At 71.4% G+C, this 19,195-nt stretch carries 16 protein-coding genes and 2 rRNA genes; 4 read left to right on the forward strand and 14 right to left on the reverse strand.

The features are described from left to right. The first annotated feature begins 205 nt into the window (after positions 1-205). Positions 206-2,008: a glycoside hydrolase family 15 protein gene (locus ACFT32_RS37480; RefSeq protein ID WP_382498082.1), complete on the forward strand. Its 1,803-nt coding sequence runs from the start codon at positions 206-208 to the stop codon at positions 2,006-2,008. A gap of 10 nt (positions 2,009-2,018) precedes the next feature. On the opposite strand, the gene ACFT32_RS37485 is transcribed toward ACFT32_RS37480, so the two are convergent. After that, positions 2,019-2,975: an LLM class F420-dependent oxidoreductase gene (locus ACFT32_RS37485; RefSeq protein ID WP_382498084.1), complete on the reverse strand. Its 957-nt coding sequence runs from the start codon at positions 2,973-2,975 to the stop codon at positions 2,019-2,021. Between the two features lie 103 nt (positions 2,976-3,078). Here ACFT32_RS37485 and ACFT32_RS37490 point away from each other — a divergent pair, with 103 nt between their 5' ends. Continuing rightward, complete coding sequence (locus ACFT32_RS37490) at positions 3,079-4,734, forward strand: PucR family transcriptional regulator (RefSeq protein WP_382498086.1); 1,656 nt, start codon at positions 3,079-3,081, stop codon at positions 4,732-4,734. A 9-nt stretch (positions 4,735-4,743) separates the two neighbouring features. Here the strand turns inward: ACFT32_RS37490 and ACFT32_RS37495 are convergent, their stop codons facing one another. From ACFT32_RS37495 to ACFT32_RS37515, 5 genes are all read right to left on the reverse strand, one after another. Next, positions 4,744-5,889, reverse strand: coding sequence for a glycosyltransferase family 4 protein (locus ACFT32_RS37495; protein ID WP_382498088.1), 1,146 nt, complete (start codon positions 5,887-5,889; stop codon positions 4,744-4,746). Positions 5,890-6,161: 272 nt separating this feature from the next. Beyond that, positions 6,162-7,880, reverse strand: a complete 1,719-nt coding sequence (recN, locus tag ACFT32_RS37500; RefSeq protein ID WP_382498143.1) for a DNA repair protein RecN — start codon at positions 7,878-7,880, stop codon at positions 6,162-6,164. Between the two features lie 93 nt (positions 7,881-7,973). Then, positions 7,974-8,879 carry an NAD kinase gene (locus ACFT32_RS37505; protein WP_189731107.1) on the reverse strand — a complete coding sequence of 302 codons (906 nt, stop codon included), beginning with the start codon at positions 8,877-8,879 and terminating at the stop codon, positions 7,974-7,976. After that, positions 8,876-9,691 carry a TlyA family RNA methyltransferase gene (locus tag ACFT32_RS37510; RefSeq protein ID WP_382498090.1) on the reverse strand — a complete coding sequence of 272 codons (816 nt, stop codon included), beginning with the start codon at positions 9,689-9,691 and terminating at the stop codon, positions 8,876-8,878. The genes ACFT32_RS37505 and ACFT32_RS37510 overlap by 4 nt, the downstream gene beginning before the upstream one ends. 7 nt (positions 9,692-9,698) lie before the next feature. Then, positions 9,699-9,995 carry a hypothetical protein gene (locus ACFT32_RS37515; protein ID WP_382498092.1) on the reverse strand — a complete coding sequence of 99 codons (297 nt, stop codon included), beginning with the start codon at positions 9,993-9,995 and terminating at the stop codon, positions 9,699-9,701. A gap of 42 nt (positions 9,996-10,037) precedes the next feature. On the opposite strand from ACFT32_RS37515, the gene ACFT32_RS37520 reads away from it, so the two are divergent. Then, a complete protein-coding gene (locus ACFT32_RS37520; RefSeq protein WP_328337666.1) occupies positions 10,038-10,385 on the forward strand; it encodes a sterol-binding protein in 348 nt (115 codons plus the stop codon). On the opposite strand, the gene ACFT32_RS37525 is transcribed toward ACFT32_RS37520, so the two are convergent. From ACFT32_RS37525 to ACFT32_RS37540, 4 genes are all read right to left on the reverse strand, one after another. Further along, positions 10,369-11,220, reverse strand: a complete 852-nt coding sequence (locus tag ACFT32_RS37525) for an ABC transporter ATP-binding protein (RefSeq protein ID WP_382498094.1) — start codon at positions 11,218-11,220, stop codon at positions 10,369-10,371. The genes ACFT32_RS37520 and ACFT32_RS37525 overlap by 17 nt on opposite strands. Beyond that, positions 11,217-12,257, reverse strand: coding sequence for a FecCD family ABC transporter permease (locus ACFT32_RS37530; protein ID WP_382498096.1), 1,041 nt, complete (start codon positions 12,255-12,257; stop codon positions 11,217-11,219). The genes ACFT32_RS37525 and ACFT32_RS37530 overlap by 4 nt, the downstream gene beginning before the upstream one ends. After that, positions 12,254-13,297 carry a FecCD family ABC transporter permease gene (locus ACFT32_RS37535; RefSeq protein ID WP_382498098.1) on the reverse strand — a complete coding sequence of 348 codons (1,044 nt, stop codon included), beginning with the start codon at positions 13,295-13,297 and terminating at the stop codon, positions 12,254-12,256. The genes ACFT32_RS37530 and ACFT32_RS37535 overlap by 4 nt, the downstream gene beginning before the upstream one ends. Positions 13,298-13,407: 110 nt before the next feature. Beyond that, positions 13,408-14,439: an HAD hydrolase-like protein gene (locus ACFT32_RS37540; RefSeq protein ID WP_382498100.1), complete on the reverse strand. Its 1,032-nt coding sequence runs from the start codon at positions 14,437-14,439 to the stop codon at positions 13,408-13,410. 72 nt (positions 14,440-14,511) lie between these two features. On the opposite strand from ACFT32_RS37540, the gene ACFT32_RS37545 reads away from it, so the two are divergent. After that, positions 14,512-15,804 carry a DUF1015 family protein gene (locus tag ACFT32_RS37545; RefSeq protein ID WP_382498102.1) on the forward strand — a complete coding sequence of 431 codons (1,293 nt, stop codon included), beginning with the start codon at positions 14,512-14,514 and terminating at the stop codon, positions 15,802-15,804. A gap of 55 nt (positions 15,805-15,859) precedes the next feature. On the opposite strand, the gene ACFT32_RS37550 is transcribed toward ACFT32_RS37545, so the two are convergent. The 4 genes from ACFT32_RS37550 to ACFT32_RS37565 form a co-directional block, all read right to left on the reverse strand. Continuing rightward, positions 15,860-16,630: a tetratricopeptide repeat protein gene (locus tag ACFT32_RS37550; protein ID WP_382498144.1), complete on the reverse strand. Its 771-nt coding sequence runs from the start codon at positions 16,628-16,630 to the stop codon at positions 15,860-15,862. After that, entirely contained in the window at positions 16,567-17,886 is a 1,320-nt protein-coding gene (locus tag ACFT32_RS37555; protein ID WP_382498146.1) for a hypothetical protein, read from the reverse strand. The genes ACFT32_RS37550 and ACFT32_RS37555 overlap by 64 nt, the downstream gene beginning before the upstream one ends. Positions 17,887-17,944: 58 nt before the next feature. Continuing rightward, positions 17,945-18,061 (reverse strand): 5S ribosomal RNA (gene rrf / locus ACFT32_RS37560). 105 nt (positions 18,062-18,166) lie between these two features. Further along, positions 18,167-19,195: ribosomal RNA gene (locus tag ACFT32_RS37565) — 23S ribosomal RNA — on the reverse strand; the annotation flags it as partial.

The following is a 19,195-nucleotide window of genomic DNA, read 5'->3' on the forward strand; positions in this document are numbered from 1 at the left end:
ACGGCACCACCCCCCGCCCGTAAGCACCGGAACAACGTGAGCTCGTCAGTTCGTTGAGCAACAATCGGCGCTTTGCGTCGCAGCTGAGTGAACTGTTTTGCTTCATGACTCAACGACGCATTGCAGGACCTGCTGAAAACCCCCCTTGACCGCACTAGCGACAGCCCCCTCGTGGGGTGACGTGGCCGTTCGACTGGAGTTGCACGTGGCCGGGCGCATCGAAGATTACGCACTCATCGGAGACATGCAGACCGCTGCCCTGGTCTGCCGGGACGGGACAGTCGACTGGCTGTGCCTGCCCCGCTTCGACTCGCACGCCATCTTCGCCGGCCTGCTGGGCACCGAGGAGCACGGCTTCTGGCGGCTCGGCCCCGCGTACGCCTCCGACCAGCAGCCGCCCACCGCCGCCCGGCGCAGCTACCGCGGTGACTCGCTGGTCCTGGAATCCGAGTGGGACACCCAGCGGGGCACGGTCCGGGTGACCGATTTCATGCCGCCGCGTGACGGCGCCCCGCAGCTGATCCGGATCGTGGAGGGCGTCTCGGGCCGCGTGCCGATGCGCTCGGCGCTCAGGATGCGGTTCTCCTACGGCCGGGTGGTGCCCTGGGTGCACAAGCACGAAGGGCGCACGGTGGCGGTGGCGGGCCCCGACTCCGTGTGGTTCGACACATCCGCCGAGACCTACGGCAAGTCGCTCACGACGTACGCGGATTTCACGGTCGCCCCGGGTGACCGGATCGCGTTCACGATCTCCTGGCAGCCCTCGCACAAGGAGCCGCCGCCGCTGCCCGAGCCGGAGCAGTCGCTGGAGGCGACGGAGGACTTCTGGCGCGAGTGGGTCGATCACTGTACGTACCACGGCCCCTACCGCGAGGCCGTGATCCGCTCGCTGATCACGCTGAAGGCCCTGACGTACGCCCCGACCGGCGGCATCGTCGCCGCGCCCACCACCTCCCTGCCGGAGGACATCGGCGGCGTCCGCAACTGGGACTACCGCTACACCTGGCTGCGCGACGCGGCGATCACCCTGTCCTCGCTGCTGCGCACCGGCTACCGCGAGGAGGCCCGCGCCTGGCGCGAGTGGCTGCTCAGGGCGGTCGCGGGCGACCCGGAGAACCTGCAGATCATGTACGGCATCGCCGGCGAGCGCGAGCTGGGCGAGGCGGAGCTGGACTGGCTGCCGGGCTATGAGAACTCCGCCCCGGTCCGGGTCGGCAACGGCGCGGCCCACCAGCTCCAGCTGGACGTGTACGGCGAGGTCACCGAGGCCCTGCACCTGGCCCACATGACGGGCCTCGCGCGCAACGACTACGCATCGCTGCTCCAGCTCAAGCTGATCCGCTACCTGGAGGGCCACTGGCAGGAGCCGGACGAGGGCATCTGGGAGGTGCGCGGCCCGCGCCGCCACTTCGTGCACTCCAAGGTGATGGCCTGGGTCGCCGTCGACCGCACGATCAAGCTGATCGAGTCCGGTGACGCCGACGGCCCGCTGGAGCGCTGGAAGGAACTGCGCGACGACATCCACCGGGACGTGTGCGAGAAGGGTTACGACAAGGAGCGCAACACCTTCACGCAGTCGTACGGCTCGAAGGAACTGGACGCCTCGCTGCTGCTCATCCCGCAGATGGGCTTCCTGCCGCCGGACGACAAGCGCGTCATCGGCACCATCGAGGCGATCCAGCGGGAGCTGTCCACGCCGGACGGCTTCATCCTGCGCTACCCGACGGAGGGCGACAACGCGGGCGTCGACGGGCTGCCCGGCGACGAGGGGGCTTTCCTCGCCTGCTCGTTCTGGATGGCCGACGACCTGGCGATGATCGGCCGCGTGGACGAGGCCCGCAAGCTGTTCGAGAAGCTCCTGGCCCTGCGCAACGACCTCGGTCTGCTGGCCGAGGAGTGGGACCCGCACCTCCAGCGCCAGGTGGGCAACTTCCCGCAGGCGTTCAGCCATGTGCCGCTGATCGACACGGCCCTGCGTCTGACGGCCTCGGGCGCCTACGGCGGCTGAACGCGGTGCGTCACACCGGCCTGAGGGCCGTGAGTGTGCGCTCCCCCGCCAGGTCGCCCGCTGTGGCCGGGACCAGGGCGATCTCGTCGAGGCCGGCCTCGGCGTAGGCGTCGATACGGGCGCGGACGGTGCCGGGGTCGCCGACGAGGGCGACCGTGCCCGCGGCCTCGGGCGGCATGGCCCGCAGCAGGGTGTCCCGGTCGGCGCCCTTGGCGGCCAGTTCGACGACCTCGGCGAGCCCCGCCTCGACGAACATGTCGCTGTAGCCCGGCACGGCGAGATAGCCGACGACGCTGCGCAGGACCTGTGTGAGCGACTCCGGCCCCGGGTCCACGGCGGCGGGCAGCCAGGCGGCCAGCCGGGGCGGCGTACGGCCCGCCCGCTCGGCGGCGGCGAGCATGCGCGCCCGCAGGACGCGGACCTGTTCCGGCGAGACGATGTCGAGCAGCATCCGGTCGGCGTGCGCGACGGCGGTGCCGATCGCGCGCTCGCCGAACGCCGCGACGGTGACCTCGCCCCCGGGCGGAGGCAGCCGGCGCGGGAAGCCGCTGCCGGGCACGATCGGATCGCCCGGCACGCTGTCCCACAGCGCGCGCACGGCCGCCGCCGACTCCTCGAGGGCAGCGGCCGGCCGGGTCCGCGGCCGGCCGTGCACGCCCTCGACGACCCGCTTGCTGGACGTGCCGAGGGCCACACCGACGGGCCGGCCGGTGACGGCGGCGGCGGACGCGGCGCCCCGGACGACGGTGAGCGGGTCGCGCACCGACACCGGCACCGGCCCGGCCGTCAGCACTGCCTGCTCGGTGGCCGCGCCGATCGCCGTCGCCAGGACGAACGAGTCCCACGTCGGTCCCTCACCCGCCCACACCTCCCGGTACCCGAGCCGGTCGGCGAGCATCGCGACCCGCAACGGCTCCTCGACCGGACTGTCGTCCTCGCGCCCCACTGCCACCACGCTGATGTCCATGACAGCGCCCGTACCCGGGCGATCACGCCGTAATCCGGGCATGATCGACCCCGTGCCCCGCCGGAGATGTCCGGGAGGCATCCGCACGGGTAGCGTCCGGCACATGGACAGCGGGACGGACAGCGGTCACGACACCCAGGGCGCCGGGATCACCGTGCAGCGGGCTCTGGAGCTTCCGGGGCTGCGCAGCGGGCTGCCCGAGGTGCTGGCGGGCGCCGACCGGCTCGGGAGGTCGGTGCGCTGGGTGCACGCCGGTGAGGTGCCGCACATCGCCTCGCTGCTCAAGGGCGGCGAACTGCTGCTGACCACGGGCTACGGCCTCGGCACCCGCCCGGCCGAACAGCGGGCGTTCGTGCGCACGCTGGCCGAGCGGGGTATCGCGGCCCTGGTGGTGGAGCTCGGCCCGCGCTTCACACGACTGCCCGCCGCCCTCGTCGACACGGCCCGGTCGGCCGGACTGCCGCTGGTCCAGCTGCACCGCGAGGTGCCGTTCGTCACGGTCACGGAGGAGGTCCACACCGAGATCGTCAACGGCCACTACGCGCTGCTCCAGCGGGCCGAGGAGGTGCACCGGCGGTGTACCGAGGCCCTGCTGGGCGGCGGCGGTGTGCCCCAAGTGCTGGGCATTCTGGCGGACTTCGGCGGCAATCCCGTCTTCCTGGAGACGGCGGACGGACAGTTGCTGTACGCCGCCGGGGCCGGTCCCGAGGGCGCGGACCCGCTCCAGGTGTGGGAGGGGCTGCGCGGCCAGCACAAGGACGAGCCGCCGCTCGCGGGCTCGGTGCTGGTGGATGTGCCGGGCGGCGGGCCCGGCAGCGGTGGCGTTCGCGCGCGTCTCGTCCTGCTGCCGGTGCGGACGTCCCTGGCGCAGGTGCACCGGATGGCGGCCGAGCGGGCCGCGGGCATCCTGGCCGTGGTGCTGATGCAGGCCCGGCAGGAGGAGGAGCTGGCGGCGCGCGGACGCGGCGACTTCCTCACGGACCTCGCCGAGGGCCGGGTGACGGCGGAGGACGCCCCGGCGCAGGCACGTGTGCTGGGCTTCAGACCGGGCGAGGGCCCGTTGCTGCCGGTGGTCATGCGGCTCGGGGACGCCCTGTCCCCGGGGGGAGGCTGGGCCGTGCTGGCCCGGGCGGTCGCCGAGGAGCTGGCGTCGGTGGGCGTGCCGGTGCTGCTCGGGGTGCGGCCGGTGGAGGGCCGGGTGCCGGTGCTGCTCGGGCTGCGCTCGGAGTCGGAGCGGCCGACGATCGCGGACCGGGTCGCGGCGGCGCTGCGGGCCGGTGTGGAGCGGGCCGGGATGCTGCGGCCGGGCGGACAGTCACCGGTGGTGGTCGTCGGGATGGCCGGCGGCTGGACGGCGGCGGCGTCGGGCCTGCGGCACGCGGCGGAGACGGCGACCGCGGCCCAGGGCCTGCCGGACCGGCCCTGGTACGACGCCCGCCGTCTGGACATCGACCTGCTGCTGTGGCGGCTGCGCGACCACCCCGACCTGGCCGCCTTCGTCGACCGGGCCCTCGGCCCGCTCCTGGAGCACGACCGCCGCTCCCGGCCCCCGCTGCTGCCCACCCTGACGACGTACCTCGCCCACGCGGGACGCAAGGCGGAGACCGCCCGGGAGCTCCACCTCAACCGGCAGACCCTGTACAACCGCCTGGCACGGATCGGGGAGTTGCTGGGCACGGACCTCGACGACCCGCAGACGGTACTGGCCCTGAGCCTGGCGCTGCGGGCCCGCCGGCACGTCTCCCAGATCGTCAGGTGAGGTGGTTCCTCAGATGAGGGGCCGGGGCTGGGTCAACTCGTCGTAGACGCTGAGCACTTGGGCGACCGTCTCGTCCTCGCTCGGCCAGGTGGCCGCCTGCCGGACGCCCTTCTCCCGCAGTGCCTCCCGGCGCTCCGGGTCGCCGAGCAGGCGTACGACGGAGCCGGCGAGCGCCTCCGGGTTGCCGTGCGGGACGACTTCGGCCGCGTCGCCGACGAGTTCGGGAATGCCGCCGACGTCGGTCGCGACGAGCGGCACGCGCGCGTGGAGGGCCTCCTGGGCGAGGACGGAGCGTGCCTCCTCCCGACGGCTCGGCAGCACGGCGAGGTCGGCGGCGGCGAGCAGCTCGGTGATGTCGTCACGCCGCCCGATGAGCCGGACGGGCAGCCCCTCGCCCTCGATCCGCTCCTGGAGCTCGCCGCGCAGCGGCCCTTCACCGGCGATCACGACCAGGGGGACGGGGTCGAGCCGGCGCCACGCGCGGGCCGCGTCCAGCAGCACGTCGTACCCGCGATGCCGCTCCAGCGAGCCGACCGCCATCAGCAACGGCCGCCCGATGGCGCCGAGTTCGGCCCGCACCTTGGGGCGCAGTCCGTCGGGATCGTCGGGCTCCACGGGCCTGCGGGGGCCGGGCAGCGCGACGGCCGCGAGCCGTGCGTCGCGGGCACCCGTCCGGCGCGCCCGGTCCACGAGCGCCGACGTCGTCCCCAGCACGACCGTGGCCGCCTTCACGACCCGACGCTCCAGCACCCGCAGCAGATGGGCACGCGCACCGTCGGCGTGCGCCCGGTCGTGCCAGGTCACGACCAGCGGAGTGCCCACGCGCCGCCCGCTGAGAGCCAGCACGGTACGGAACGAGGCGTGCAGCCCGTGCGCGTGCACCAGATCGGCGTTGGCACAGGCCGCGCGCAAGGCCGCCACCGACACCGGATCGCTGCTGCGCGGCACGTGCACGTGATCGGCCCCGACACCGCTGAAGTCATAGGCGTGATTCGCCTCATAAGGGGCGCACACCGTGACTTTCACGCCCCTCTCGACGAGCCCCGCGGTCAGCGAGCGCACATGCGCACTGCTGGCGGCGTTGCCTCCACCCAGCACCTGCACGGTGCGCAGCGGCGACTGGCCAGGCGGTGAGTGGCTGCTCACGGGGGTCACGTGGGGCCGGGCTCCTGGTTCGGATCGAGCGGTCACGACGAACGTACAGAACGAACGAGCACGGAGAACGCACCGCGCGGATTCCTACGCGTACTCCGCCAAGGATGCCAGGACATATGAGGGTTCCGGGAACGGCGGGAGGGTGGAGTGCGGGGCGCACGGGGGCTGAACGGAGCAGGTCACCCACACGAGTGAAGGGAGGCGGACTTCCGGGAGTAATCGCACATACGGTGCCCTACTCACTCGGAAGAGGCCCCTCCCTCCCGCACTCGCTAGGCGTCCGCCCGAGCCGTCGCCAGCAGCTCCTCCGCGTGGGCCCGGGCCGTCTCGGAGTCCTCCTGGCCCGCGAGCATGCGGGACAGTTCCCGGACCCGGTCCTCCCCCTCCAGCACCTTCACACCGGAACGGGTGACCGACCCGTCATTGGTCTTCTCGACCAGCAACTGCCGGTCGGCGAAGGCCGCCACCTGCGGAAGGTGGGTCACGACCACGACCTGCGCGGTCTTCGCCAGGCGTGCGAGCCGCCTGCCGATCTCGACCGCCGCCTTGCCGCCGACACCGGCGTCGACCTCGTCGAAGAGATACGTCGGCACGGGATCCGTCCCCGCGAACACGACCTCCACGGCCAGCATCACACGCGACAGCTCACCACCGGACGCGCCCTTGGCGATCGGCCGCGGCGGCGCGCCCGGGTGCGGGGCCAGCAGCAGCTCGACCTCGTCGGCACCCGCCGGCCCGTACGCGACCGCACGTCCGCCGACCTCGACGCCCTCCGGGTCCTCGGTCTGCCGGATGTCGAAGGACACGCGCGCGTGCGGCATGGCGAGCGAGGCCAGCTCGGCGGTCACGGCTGCGGCGAACCGCTCGGCGGCCTCCGTCCGCGCGTCCGTCAACGCCTGCGCGAGCCCGCCCAGTTCGGACCGCAGCGCGTCCCGCTCGGCGGTCAGCTCCCCGATCCGCTCGTCGTCGCCGTCGAGTTCGGTCAGCCGCGCGGCACTCGTCTCGGCCCAGGCCAGCACGGTGGCGATGTCCTCGCCGTACTTCCGGGTCAGCCCGGTGAGCGCGGCCCGCCGCTCCTCGACGGCCGACAGCCGCAGCGGATCGGCGTCCAGATCGTCGGCGTAGCCGGCCAGGTCCCCCGCCGCGTCCCGCAGCAGGATCCCGATCTCCCCGATCCGGTCGGCGAGCGCGGCCAGCGCGGGATCGTACGACCGTACGGCGTCCAGGGCCCGCTGGCCGCCCGCGACGAGCGTCCCGGCGTCGACGCCCTCGGGGTCCTCCGGATTGCCCGCCAGCGCCGCGTGGGCGGCCGCCGCGGCGGATGCCAGCGCCTCGGCGTGCCCAAGACGCTCGGCCTCCTCGGCCAGTTCCACGTCCTCACCGGCCCGGGGCTCGACGGCGGCGATCTCGTCGAGGCCGTAGCGCAGCATGTCGGCCTCCTGGGCCCGTTCCCGCGCGCGCGTGGTGATCTCGTCGAGCTCGACGGAGGCGGCCCGCAGCCGCTTGTACGCCTCGCCGTACTTGGCCAGCGGCACGGCGACGGCGTCGCCCGCGTACCGGTCGAGCGCCTGGCGCTGCCGGGACAGCTTGAGCAGCCCCTGCTGGTCGGTCTGCCCGTGCACGGCCACCAGCTCGTCGGCGAGTTCGGCGAGCACCCCCACGGGCACGCTGCGCCCGCCCAGGTGCGCCCGGGATCTCCCCTCGGCGGAAACGGTACGGCTGATCAGCAGGGCACCGTCGTCGAGCTCGGCCCCGGCCTCCTCTGCGCGCACGGCGGCCGTGGCGTCGTCCGGGACGGTGATCCGCCCCTCCACGACGGCCTTCCCGGCCCCGATCCGCACGAGCGCCGGGTCGGCGCGCCCGCCCAGCAGCAACCCCAGACTGGTGACCACCATGGTCTTGCCCGCACCCGTCTCACCGGTGACAGCGGTGAACCCGGGCGACAGCTCGACCACGGCGTCGTCGATCACGCCGAGCGACCGTATCCGCATCTCCTCCAACACGGACACGACCTTACGAGGTCCGGGCCAAGGATTGCGACCGGCCCACTCTTGTCACCCACGCGAGTGGTAGAGCGCGTTCCGCTAGTGCGGCGCCCCCCGCCACCCGGAAACAGGCAGCGCGAACTTCGCCACCAGCCGGTCCGTGAAGGACGCGTGGTGCAGCCGGGCCAGCCGAACCGGCACAGCCCCCCGCCGCACCTCCACCCGCGCCCCCGCCGGCAACTCCACGGTCCGCCGCCCGTCGCACCACAGGACACCCGGCGGAATATGCGGCAGAACCTCCACAGCCAACACAGAATCCGGCGATGTCACCAACGGCTTCGCGAACAGCGCGTGCGCGCTGATCGGCACCATCAGCAACGCCTCGACCTCCGGCCACACCACCGGCCCACCGGCCGAGAACGCGTAGGCGGTCGACCCGGTGGGCGTCGCGCACACGATCCCGTCACAGCCGAACCCCGTGACGGGCCGCCCGTCGATCTCGAGGACGATCTCCAGCATCCGCTCGGCGGACACCTTCTGCACGGCCGCCTCGTTCAGCGCCCAGTCCGTGTGCACGATGTCGCCGTTGCGGTGCACCACGACGTCGACGGTCATCCGCTCCTCGACCTCGTACGCCTTGGTCACCACCCGGTCGACGACCTTGTCCAGGTCGTCGCGCTCGGCCTCCGCGAGGAACCCGACCCGTCCGAGGTTGACGCCGAGCATCGGCACGCCCGAGGCCCGCGCGAACTCGGCGCCGCGCAGCAGCGTGCCGTCGCCGCCCAGCACTATGAGCAGCTCGCACCCGTCGAGGCACTGCGGAGTGGCTTCCTTGACCAGCTCCACCTCGTCCGGCAGCGGCAGGTCACGCGCCTCGGCCGCCAGGACGCGCACGCCCAGACCGGAGCGCAGCAGCCCCTTCACCACGAGTTCGGCACTGCGCACGGCCGCGGGCCGCCCCGTGTGGGCGAGCAGGAAAACAGTACGAGCTCGGTTCTCGGTCAACGCGGCCCCTCCGCCACTGCTCGGTCGACATCGGCCGGGTCCAGTTCCGGTGCCCCGGCCCGCAGCCACAGAAAGTATTCGACATTCCCCGACGGCCCGGGCAGCGGACTGGCCGTCACGCCCTTCACCCCGAGCCCCAGTCCCCAGGCCTTCTCGGCCACCCCCCGCACCGCCTCGGCCCGCAGCTGGACGCTGCGTACGACTCCCCCGCTGCCGAGGCGCTCCTTGCCCACCTCGAACTGCGGCTTGACCATCATCACCAGATCGGCGTCCGGTTTCACGCACCGCACCAGTGCGGGCAGGACCAGCCCGAGCGGGATGAAGGACAGATCCCCCACGACAAGATCCACAGGCTCCCCATCGATCACTTCAAGCGTCAACTCGCGTACGTTCGTACGGTCCTTGACGGTGACGCGTTCATCGTTTCGGAGGGCCCATGCGAGTTGTCCGTATCCGACGTCCACGGCGACGACATGAGCGGCGCCCGACCTCAGCAGTACGTCGGTGAAACCGCCGGTGGACGCGCCCGCGTCGAGCGCCCTGCGCCCCTCGACGGCCAGCCCCCGCGGCACGAACGCCGCCAGCGCGCCGGCGAGCTTGTGGCCGCCCCGGGACACGTAGTCGGGGTCGCCGTCGTCCTGGGCCACCACGATCGCGGCCGCCGTCTCCACCTGTGTGGCGGACTTGGTCGCGACGGTCTTGCCGACGGAGACGCGCCCGGCGGCGATCAGCTGGCCGGCATGCTCACGCGAGCGCGCGAGCTTCCGGCGGACCAGCTCCGCGTCGAGACGGCGGCGTGCGACTCCTGCCACGTTCGGTTCAGCTCCTAGGTCCGTGCTGCTGGTGCTGCGACGGGGGCGCCGGAGGTCCCGGGCGGGCGTCGAGCGCGGTGAGCGCGTCGCGCAGCCCCCGGTGTACATCCTCGTACACCTCGATGTGTCCGTCCGTGGCGAGGTGGTCCGCGTCGCCGAGCCGGTCCAGACAGGCGTCCACGTCGGCGACGCCCGTGGGGGTGCGGGGCACGTTCAGGGGCGCGGGGGCTGCGGGGTCGAACCCGGGATCGGGGGCGGGCTCGTCCTCCGCCACCGCCGGGGTCTCGGGAACTGCGTCGTCCATGCCCCGACGCTACCGCGAACCACTGCGGTACCGTCGTCGGCGATGGCCACGATCGAGGAGTGCCGCAGCGCACTCGACAAGCTCTCGGACAACATGCAGCGCGCCGAAGGGGACGTCCGCGACGCCGCGGCCCTGGACCGCTCGGTGAGCTGCCACATCACGGACCTGGACGTCACCTTCGTCGGCCGGATGCGCGGCGGGCGGATCGAGGTGCACGACACCGTGCAGGGACCGCCGCCCGCCAAGGCCGAGATCAGGCTCGTCATGGCCGGCGACGATCTGGTGGCGCTGGTCGACGGCGAGCTGAGCTTCGCCAAGGCCTGGGGCTCGGGCCGGGTGAAACTGCACGCGGGCGTGCGGGACCTGCTCCAGCTCAGGAAGCTTCTGTAGTCACCTTCTCGACCCCTGCCCCGGCGCGTGCCCGCCGCGCCGCCGGCACCACCAGGGGCGTGCCCGTCTCCGGGTCGTCGATGACCTGGCAGCGCAGCCCGAAGACCTCCTCGACCAGCTCGGCCGTGACGATGTCCTTCGGCGCGCCCTCGGCGATGACGCCTCCCTCGCGCAGGGCGATGAGGTGCGTGGCGTAGCGGGCGGCGTGGTTCAGGTCGTGCAGCACGGCGACGAGCGTGCGCCCCTGCTCCTCGTGCAGCTCCGCGCACAGGTCCAGTACGTCGATCTGGTGCTGGATGTCCAGGTACGTCGTCGGCTCGTCGAGCAGCAGCAGCGGGGTCTGCTGGGCGAGCGCCATGGCGATCCACACACGCTGGCGCTGACCGCCGGACAGTTCGTCGACGTAGCGCTCGGCCAGCTCGGCGACGCCCGTCTGCCTCATGGACTCCTGGACGACGCGCTCGTCGTCGGCCGACCACTGGCGCAGGATGCCCTGGTGCGGGTAGCGGCCACGGCCCACCAGGTCGCCGACGGTGATGCCGTCGGGCGCGATGGACGACTGGGGCAGCAGGCCGAGGGTCCTCGCGACCTTCTTCGCGGGCATCGACTGGATGACCTGACCGTCGAGCAGCACCCGGCCCTCGCTGGGCTTGAGCATCCGCGACAGTGCCCGCAGAAGCGTCGACTTGCCGCACGCGTTGGGGCCGACGATCACGGTGAAGGAGTTGTCGGGTATCTCCACCGACAGCTGCTCGGCGATCACCCGCTGGTCGTAGGCGAGGGTGACGTTCTCGGCGGACAGACGGTTCACAGTGCTCCTTTGGTTCTTGCTCATATCCGGCCCGCCTTGCGCTCGGTGACCAGCAGCCACAGCAGGTAGACACCGCCCAGCACGCCGGTGACCACGCCCACGGGCAGTTGCTCGGCGCCGAACGCCCGCTGCGAGAGCCAGTCGGCGGTGACCAGCAGGGCCGCGCCCATGCACAGGGAGGGCAGCAGGTTCGGGCCGGGCGAACGGGTCAGGCGCCGGGCCAGCTGCGGCGCGGTCAGCGCGACGAAGCTGACGGGACCGGCGGCGGCGGTCGCGGACGCGGTGAGCAGCACGGCCGCCACCATCAGCAGCAGACGCACCCGCTCCACCCGGACCCCCAAGGCGTACGACACGTCGTCGCCCATCTCCATCATCCGCAGCCCGCGCGCGTTGCAGAGGACGAGCGGCACGAGCACGGCGCACAGCACGAGCAGCGGCCACACCTGGTCCCAGTCACGGCCGTCGAGCGAGCCCGTCATCCACACGACCGCTCGGGCCGCGTCCACGATGTCGGACTTGGTGAGCAGATAGCCGTTGACCCCGGTGACGATCGCGGAGACGCCGATGCCGACCAGCACCAGCCGGTAGCCGTGCACGCCCCGCTTCCAGGCGAGCACATAGATCGCGAGCCCGGTCACCAGACCGCCCACGAGCGCGCCCAGAGCGATCTGGTTCGCGTCCCCGGAGAACAGCACGATCATCGTGAGCGCGCCGGCCGTCGCCCCCTGTCCGAGGCCGAGTACGTCCGGACTGCCCAGCGGATTGCGGGAGATGGACTGGAACAGCGCGCCGCCGAGTCCGAGCGAGGCGCCGACCAGCAGTCCGACCAGAACCCTCGGCAGCCGCAGCTCGTTGACGATGAACTCCTGGCCCTCGTTGCCCTGCCCGAACAGGGTCCGCAGCACATCGGCGGCCGGGATCGGGAAGTCGCCGGTGCCGATGAGCACGACACTCGCCGTGAGCGCCGCGGCCAGCAGCAGAAGCACGACGACGAAGGCCCGCACGTCCAGGCGTATCGAGAGCCCGCCCGGGGACCTCACAGCACGGTTGGTGGTCTTCACAGCTGCGCCGTCCTCCGCCGTCGTACGAGGTAGATGAACACCGGTCCGCCGAGGATCGCGGTCACGATGCCCACCTGCAGTTCCGCCGGCCGGGCCACGATCCGGCCGACGACATCGGCACCGAGCAGCAGCACGGGCGACAGGATCGCCGCGTACGGCAGGATCCAGCGCAGGTCGGGCCCGGTGAAGGAGCGCACGACGTGCGGCACCATCAGTCCGACGAACACGATCGGCCCGCAGGCGGCGGTCGCCGCCCCGCACAGCACGGTCGCGGCCAGCATGGACAGCGCCCGGGTCCGGTTCAGGTTGGCGCCGAGCGCTTTGGCGGTGTCGTCGCCCATGGCCATGGCGTTGAGCGGCCGGGCCAGGGCCAGTGCCAGGGCCGTCCCGGCCAGCAGGAACGGCAGCACCTGCTCGATGGTCGAGTCGGTCGCCGCGGAGAGCGAACCCACCGTCCAGAACCGCATCTTGCCGAGCGCCGCGTCATCCATGATCATCACGGCTTGGAGGTAGCCGTAGAGCGCGGCGCTGAGGGCCGTACCGGCGAGCGCGAGCCGCACCGGCGTCGCGCCCCGGCTGCCGCCGAGGAACCAGACCAGCGCCCCGACCGCGGCCGCGCCGAAGAACGCGAACCAGACGTAGCCGCTGAGCGAGGTGACCCCGAGAAACGTGATCGCGGTGACGACCGCGGCGGACGCCCCGGCGTTGATGCCGAGCAGCCCTGGGTCGGCGAGCGGGTTGCGCGTGAGCGCCTGCAGGACAGCGCCGGCCAGTCCGAGGGCGGCACCGGCGAGCAGCCCCAGCACGGTCCGTGACATCCGCTCAGCGACGACGACATCGCCGTACGTCCCCGAGTCCTCGAACAGACCGTGCCAGACCTGCCCGAGGGACAGCTCTTTCGCTCCGATCGCGATACTCGCCAGCGCGACGAGCACCAGGATCGCGACGGCCAGGACCAGCCCAAAGGCTCGTACCACCCGTCGAGTCGGGGGCGCGGGGGCGGTCTCCGCGCGCTGTTCGGGGGGACTCTCGACCAACACGCAAGTTAGGTTAGCCTACCCTGCCATTCGATCACGATTTCGGATCCCGGCCGCGGTCCTCCGGACGCACAGCCGAAGCGTGCCCGCGCATCGCCGACCCCAACCCGCGCTCAGAGGCCCAGCTTTGCCAGCGCCTTCCCCCCGTCCAGCTCGCACGCGCCCTCTCCGGCGGCCGTCCACGCCGCCGCACACAGCGCACGCAGCCCGTCCAGCGCCTCGCCGTCCCCGTCGAGCTCCAGCGCCTCCGCACCAGCCGTCGCCGTCCAGCCTCCGCACCGGAATCCGCCGTCGTCCACCGCCTCGACGTCCGGCTGGCCGCTGAGCATCCCCCGCAGATCGGCGTCCACATACGTCGGCCGGTGGTGCGGCGGCGCGGCCAGCAGCTGCGCGCCGTCGGTGACCCCGGTCAGGACGAGCAGCGAGTCGACGTCCCCGTTGAACGCGCCCTCGATGTCCGTGTCCAGCCGGTCCCCCACCACGAGCGGCCGCTTCGCCCCGGTCCGCAGGATGGTCTCCCGGTGCATCGGCGGCAGCGGCTTCCCCGCGACCTGCGGCTCGGCGCCCGTGGCGATCCGGACGACCTCCACCGCCGCGCCGTTGCCCGGCGCGATCCCACGCCCGCTCGGAATCGTCAGGTCGGTGTTGGACGCGAACCACGGCACGCCGCGCGCGACCGCGTAACAAGCCTCCGCGAACCGGCCCCACGGCAGCTCGGGCCCGCCGAACCCCTGGACCACCGCCGCCGGATCGTCGTCCGCCGACTCGACGGGCACGAGCCCGCGCTCGCGCAGCGCCACCCGCAGCCCCTCCCCGCCGATCACCAGCACCCGGGCGCCCTGCGGCACCTGCTCACTGATCAGCCGCGCGACCGCCTGCGCCGAGGTGATGACGTCGTCCGCGCCCGTGGGTATCCCCAGCTCGGTCAGATGCGCGGCCACGGTGTCCGGAGTCCGCAACGCGTTGTTCGTGACGTACGCGAGCCGCATCCCGCCCGCCCGCGCCTCGGCCAGCGACTCGACGGCGTACGCGATCGCGCTCCCGCCCGCGTACACGACCCCGTCCAGATCGAGCAGCGCCGTGTCGTACGCCTCGCTCAGGGCCTGCCCACTGCCCTCGGGCCTCGTCCTGACGCTCCGGCTCATCCCGCATCGCTCCTCGTTCGACGGCTTTCCCCCGATCATCCCCCATGCCACTGACACCCGTACGATGCCGGGATGAACACAGCAGGTCACTCGGAGGCAACGGAGCACCGAGGCCTGGAACTCACCCCGTTCCGAGGCCTTCGTTACGACCCCGACCGGGTCGGCAGCCTTGCCGCCGTGACATCTCCGCCGTACGACGTCGTGGTGCGCCCCGACGGCCTGCACCACCTCGAGTCCTCCGACCCGCACAACATCGTCCGTCTGATCCTGCCCCAGGCCGCCACGCCCAGTGCCCGCAACGAACAGGCCGCCGAGACCCTGCACCGCTGGCTCTCCGAGGGCGTCCTGGCCACCGATCCGGAACCCGGCCTCTACATCTACGAGCAGCGGGACGGCGCCGGCATGCTGCAGCGCGGCATCATCGGCGCCCTGCGCGTGTCGGACCCCGCCGAGCAGGTGGTGCTGCCGCACGAGGACGTCATGCCGCACATCGTCGCGGACCGCGCGGCCCTGATGCGGGCCACCTCCGCGAACCTGGAACCCCTCCTGCTGACCTACCGCGGCGACGGCCCGACGACCGCCACGGCGGACCTGATCGAGCGCACCGCCGACCGGCCTCCGCTCCTGTCCACCACGACAGAGGACGGTTTCAGCCACCGCCTGTGGTCCGTGACCGCCCCCGCCGAGCTGGCCGCGATCCGGACCGACCTGGCCCGTCACCAGGCCCTCATCGCCGACGGCCACCACCGCTGGGCAACGTACCGCCGGCTCCGCACGGAGCACCCCTCCCCCAGCCCGTGGGACCACGGCCTGGTCCTCCTGGTCGACACGGCCCGCTACCCCCTCCGGGTCCGCGCCATCCACCGCCTCCTGCACGACCTGCCGGTCGACCGGGCGGTGGCAGCCCTGCACGGCCTGTTCCGGGTACGCCGCCTGACGGCCTCCCTGCCCGAGGCCCTGGAGGTGCTGGCGGACGCGGCCTGCGAGGGCAACGCGTTCCTGCTGGCCGGCGACGGTTCCTTCCATCTCGTCGACCACCCGGACCCGGATCTCCTGGCCCGTACGATCCCCGCCGACCGCCCCGCGGCCTGGCGCACCCTCGACGCGACGGTCCTGCACGCCACGCTCCTCGAGCACGTCTGGCACATCCCCGAGGACTCACCCGCCCATATCGCCTACATCCACGACACGGCGGCCACGGTCGCCAAGGCGGAACGCGACGGCGGTACCGCCGTCCTGATGCACCCGGTCCGCGAGGAGGTCGTCCGGGACCTGGCCCGGCAGGGCGTGACGATGCCCCGCAAGTCGACGTCGTTCGGCCCGAAGCCGGCATCGGGCCTGGTGCTGCGCACGCTGGACCTCTGAACACAAAAAAGAAGGGGGCGGATCCCCACCGGGATCCGCCCCCTTCCACCGGACGTCAGTCCTTCTCCTCCTCGGAGTCCTCGGAGTCCTCGGAGTCCTCGGAGGACTCCCCGCCGTCGCTCACGGCGTCGGTGTCGCTCTCGTCATCAGTCATGACGTCGACGAACTCCACACCGTCCAGCTCGGCGAGCCGGTCCGACGCGTCCGTGCTGCCGTCCCGGTCGGCCTCCACTGCCTTCGCGAACCACTCCCGCGCCTCGCTCTCCCGCCCGGCGGCGAGCAGCGCGTCGGCGTACGCGTACCGCAGCCGCGCGGTCCACGGCTGCACGGAGTTGGCGGCCAGTTCGGGGCTCTGCAGCGTCACGATGGCCGCGTCCAGCTGCCCCATGTCGCGCCGCGCACCGGCGGCGACGAGCCGCATCTCGACCTGTCCGGCCTTGTCGAGCTTGTGCACCTCGGGGGCACCGGCCATGTCCAGCGCCTTCTCCGGCCGCCCGAGCCCACGCTCGCAGTCGGCCATCACGGGCCACAGATCGATGTTCCCGGTCATCCGCTTGGCGGCCCGGAACTCGGCCAGCGCCTCGCCGTACTTCTGGTTGGCGTACGCGGCGAACCCGGCGGCCTCCCGCACGGCGGCGACACGCGACGCCAGCCGCAGCGCGATCCTCGAGTAGTTGTACGCGCCCTCGGGGTCCTCGTCGAGAAGCCGCGCGACCATCACCAGGTTCCTGGCGACATCGTCAGCGAGCGTCTTCGGCAGGCTCAGCAGTTCCTGCCGTACGTCCTTGTCGATCTCGTCGCCCGTGACGTCCTCGGGGATCGGCAGCCGCTTGATCGGCTCCCTGTCCCGCTCCCGCTCCTCACGGAAGCGGCCGGCGCCACGCCGGTCGTCACGCCGGTCGTCGCGCCCACGGAACCCACCACGGTCACCGCCCTCGCGCCGGAAGCCGGGACGATCGCGATCGTCCCGCCGGGGCCCACGCCCACCACGGTCGTCGCGCCCACGGAAGCCGCCACGCTCGCTGCGGTCACCACGGTCGCCGCGCTGATCGTCGCGACGGAACTCACCACGCTCGCCCCGAGGAGCGTCATCACGACGGAAGCCACCGCGCCCGCCTCGACCGGCGTCGTCCCGACGGAAACCGCCACGCTCCCCGCGGTCGTCCCCACGGCGCTCGTCCCGACGGTCGTCACGCCTGTCGTCCCGACGGTCATCGCGCCGGTCATCCCGGCGGAAACCGCCCCGGTCGTCACGCCGGAAGCCACGGTCGCGATCGTCCCCACGGAAGCCGCGGTCCCGGTCGTCACCGCGGAAGGTACGGTCCCGGCTGTCGCGACGCTCCCCACGGTCGTCGCGCCGCGGGAACCCTCCGCGGTCACCGTCGCGACGGTCGTCACGCCTGTCGTCCCGACGGTCATCGCGCCTGTCGTCCCGGCGGAACCCACCGCGCGGTCCACGGTCGTCTCCGCGACGGACATCGCCTCGGCGGTCATCGCGCCGGCCGTAGCCACCACCACGGTTGTCATCACGACCACGGCTGTCATCGCGACCACGACTGTCGTCACGCCGGAAGCCACGACGGTCCCGGTCGTCGCGGCGCTCTCCACGGTCGTCGCGCCGGAAGGAGGGACGGTCACCACGGTCGTCGCGCCGGAACCCGCCTCGGTCGCGATCGTCCCTGCGCGGTCCCCGATCACGGTCATCACGCCGGCCGTAGCCACCACCACGGTTGTCGTCACGACCACGGCTGTCGTCACGACCACGGCTGTCGTCACGCCGGTCGTCGCGCCGGTCGTCACGCCGGAAGCCACCACGCTCACCCCGGTCCGAACGATCGCCTCGACCGCCGCGATCGCTTCGGTCGCCGTCACGACGCCCGTGTCCACCACGGTCGTTGTCGCGGCGGAAGCCCCCGCGGTCTCCACGATCCCCGCGCTGACCGCCACGGTCGCTCCGGTCCCCCTCCCGTCGCCGCTGGTCGCGCTCCGGTCGGTCGTCGGGAGAGTTGGTGGACATGGTGACTCCTGTCTTCGGTACCGCAAGTCATTCTCGCGCAGCCGGCTACCCGGTGCGCACCGCAAAATAAAAAGGACCCCTGGTCCCAGCTGAACGCTGGGACCAGGGGTCCTTCCAAAGATTGTTCGGCGGCGTCCTACTCTCCCACAGGGTCCCCCCTGCAGTACCATCGGCGCTGTAAGGCTTAGCTTCCGGGTTCGAAATGTAACCGGGCGTTTCCCCTACGCTATTACCACCGAAACCCTAATGGTTTCGAGCGAACAAGCACACTCTTTAATTGTCTGTTCTGCTCAAAGCCGACAACTGTTCGTGGTTTCAGAACCAACACAGTGGACGCGAGCAACTGAGGACAAGCCCTCGGCCTATTAGTACCGGTCAACTCCACACGTTACCGTGCTTCCATATCCGGCCTATCAACCCAGTCGTCTACTGGGAGCCTTACCCTCTCAAGGAGGTGGGAATACTCATCTCGAAGCAGGCTTCCCGCTTAGATGCTTTCAGCGGTTATCCCTCCCGAACGTAGCCAACCAGCCATGCCCTTGGCAGAACAACTGGCACACCAGAGGTTCGTCCGTCCCGGTCCTCTCGTACTAGGGACAGCCCTTCTCAATATTCCTACGCGCACAGCGGATAGGGACCGAACTGTCTCACGACGTTCTAAACCCAGCTCGCGTACCGCTTTAATGGGCGAACAGCCCAACCCTTGGGACCGACTCCAGCCCCAGGATGCGACGAGCCGACATCGAGGTGCCAAACCATCCCGTCGATATGGACTCTTGGGGAAGATCAGCCTGTTATCCCCGGGGTACCTTTTATCCGTTGAGCGACGGCGCTTCCACAAGCCACCGCCGGATCACTAGTCCCGACTTTCGTCCCTGCTCGACCCGTCGGTCTCACAGTCAAGCTCCCTTGTGCACTTACACTCAACACCTGATTGCCAACCAGGCTGAGGGAACCTTTGGGCGCCTCCGTTACTCTTTAGGAGGCAACCGCCCCAGTTAAACTACCCATCAGACACTGTCCCTGATCCGGATCACGGACCCAGGTTAGACATCCAGCACGACCAGACTGGTATTTCAACGACGACTCCACCCACACTGGCGTGCGAGTTTCAAAGTCTCCCAGCTATCCTACACAAGCCGAACCGAACACCAATATCAAACTGTAGTAAAGGTCCCGGGGTCTTTCCGTCCTGCTGCGCGAAACGAGCATCTTTACTCGTAGTGCAATTTCACCGGGCCTATGGTTGAGACAGTCGAGAAGTCGTTACGCCATTCGTGCAGGTCGGAACTTACCCGACAAGGAATTTCGCTACCTTAGGATGGTTATAGTTACCACCGCCGTTTACTGGCGCTTAAGTTCTCAGCTTCGCCA

The sequence above is a fragment of the Streptomyces sp. NPDC057002 genome, assembly GCF_042673825.1.
Classification (GTDB): domain Bacteria; phylum Actinomycetota; class Actinomycetes; order Streptomycetales; family Streptomycetaceae; genus Streptomyces.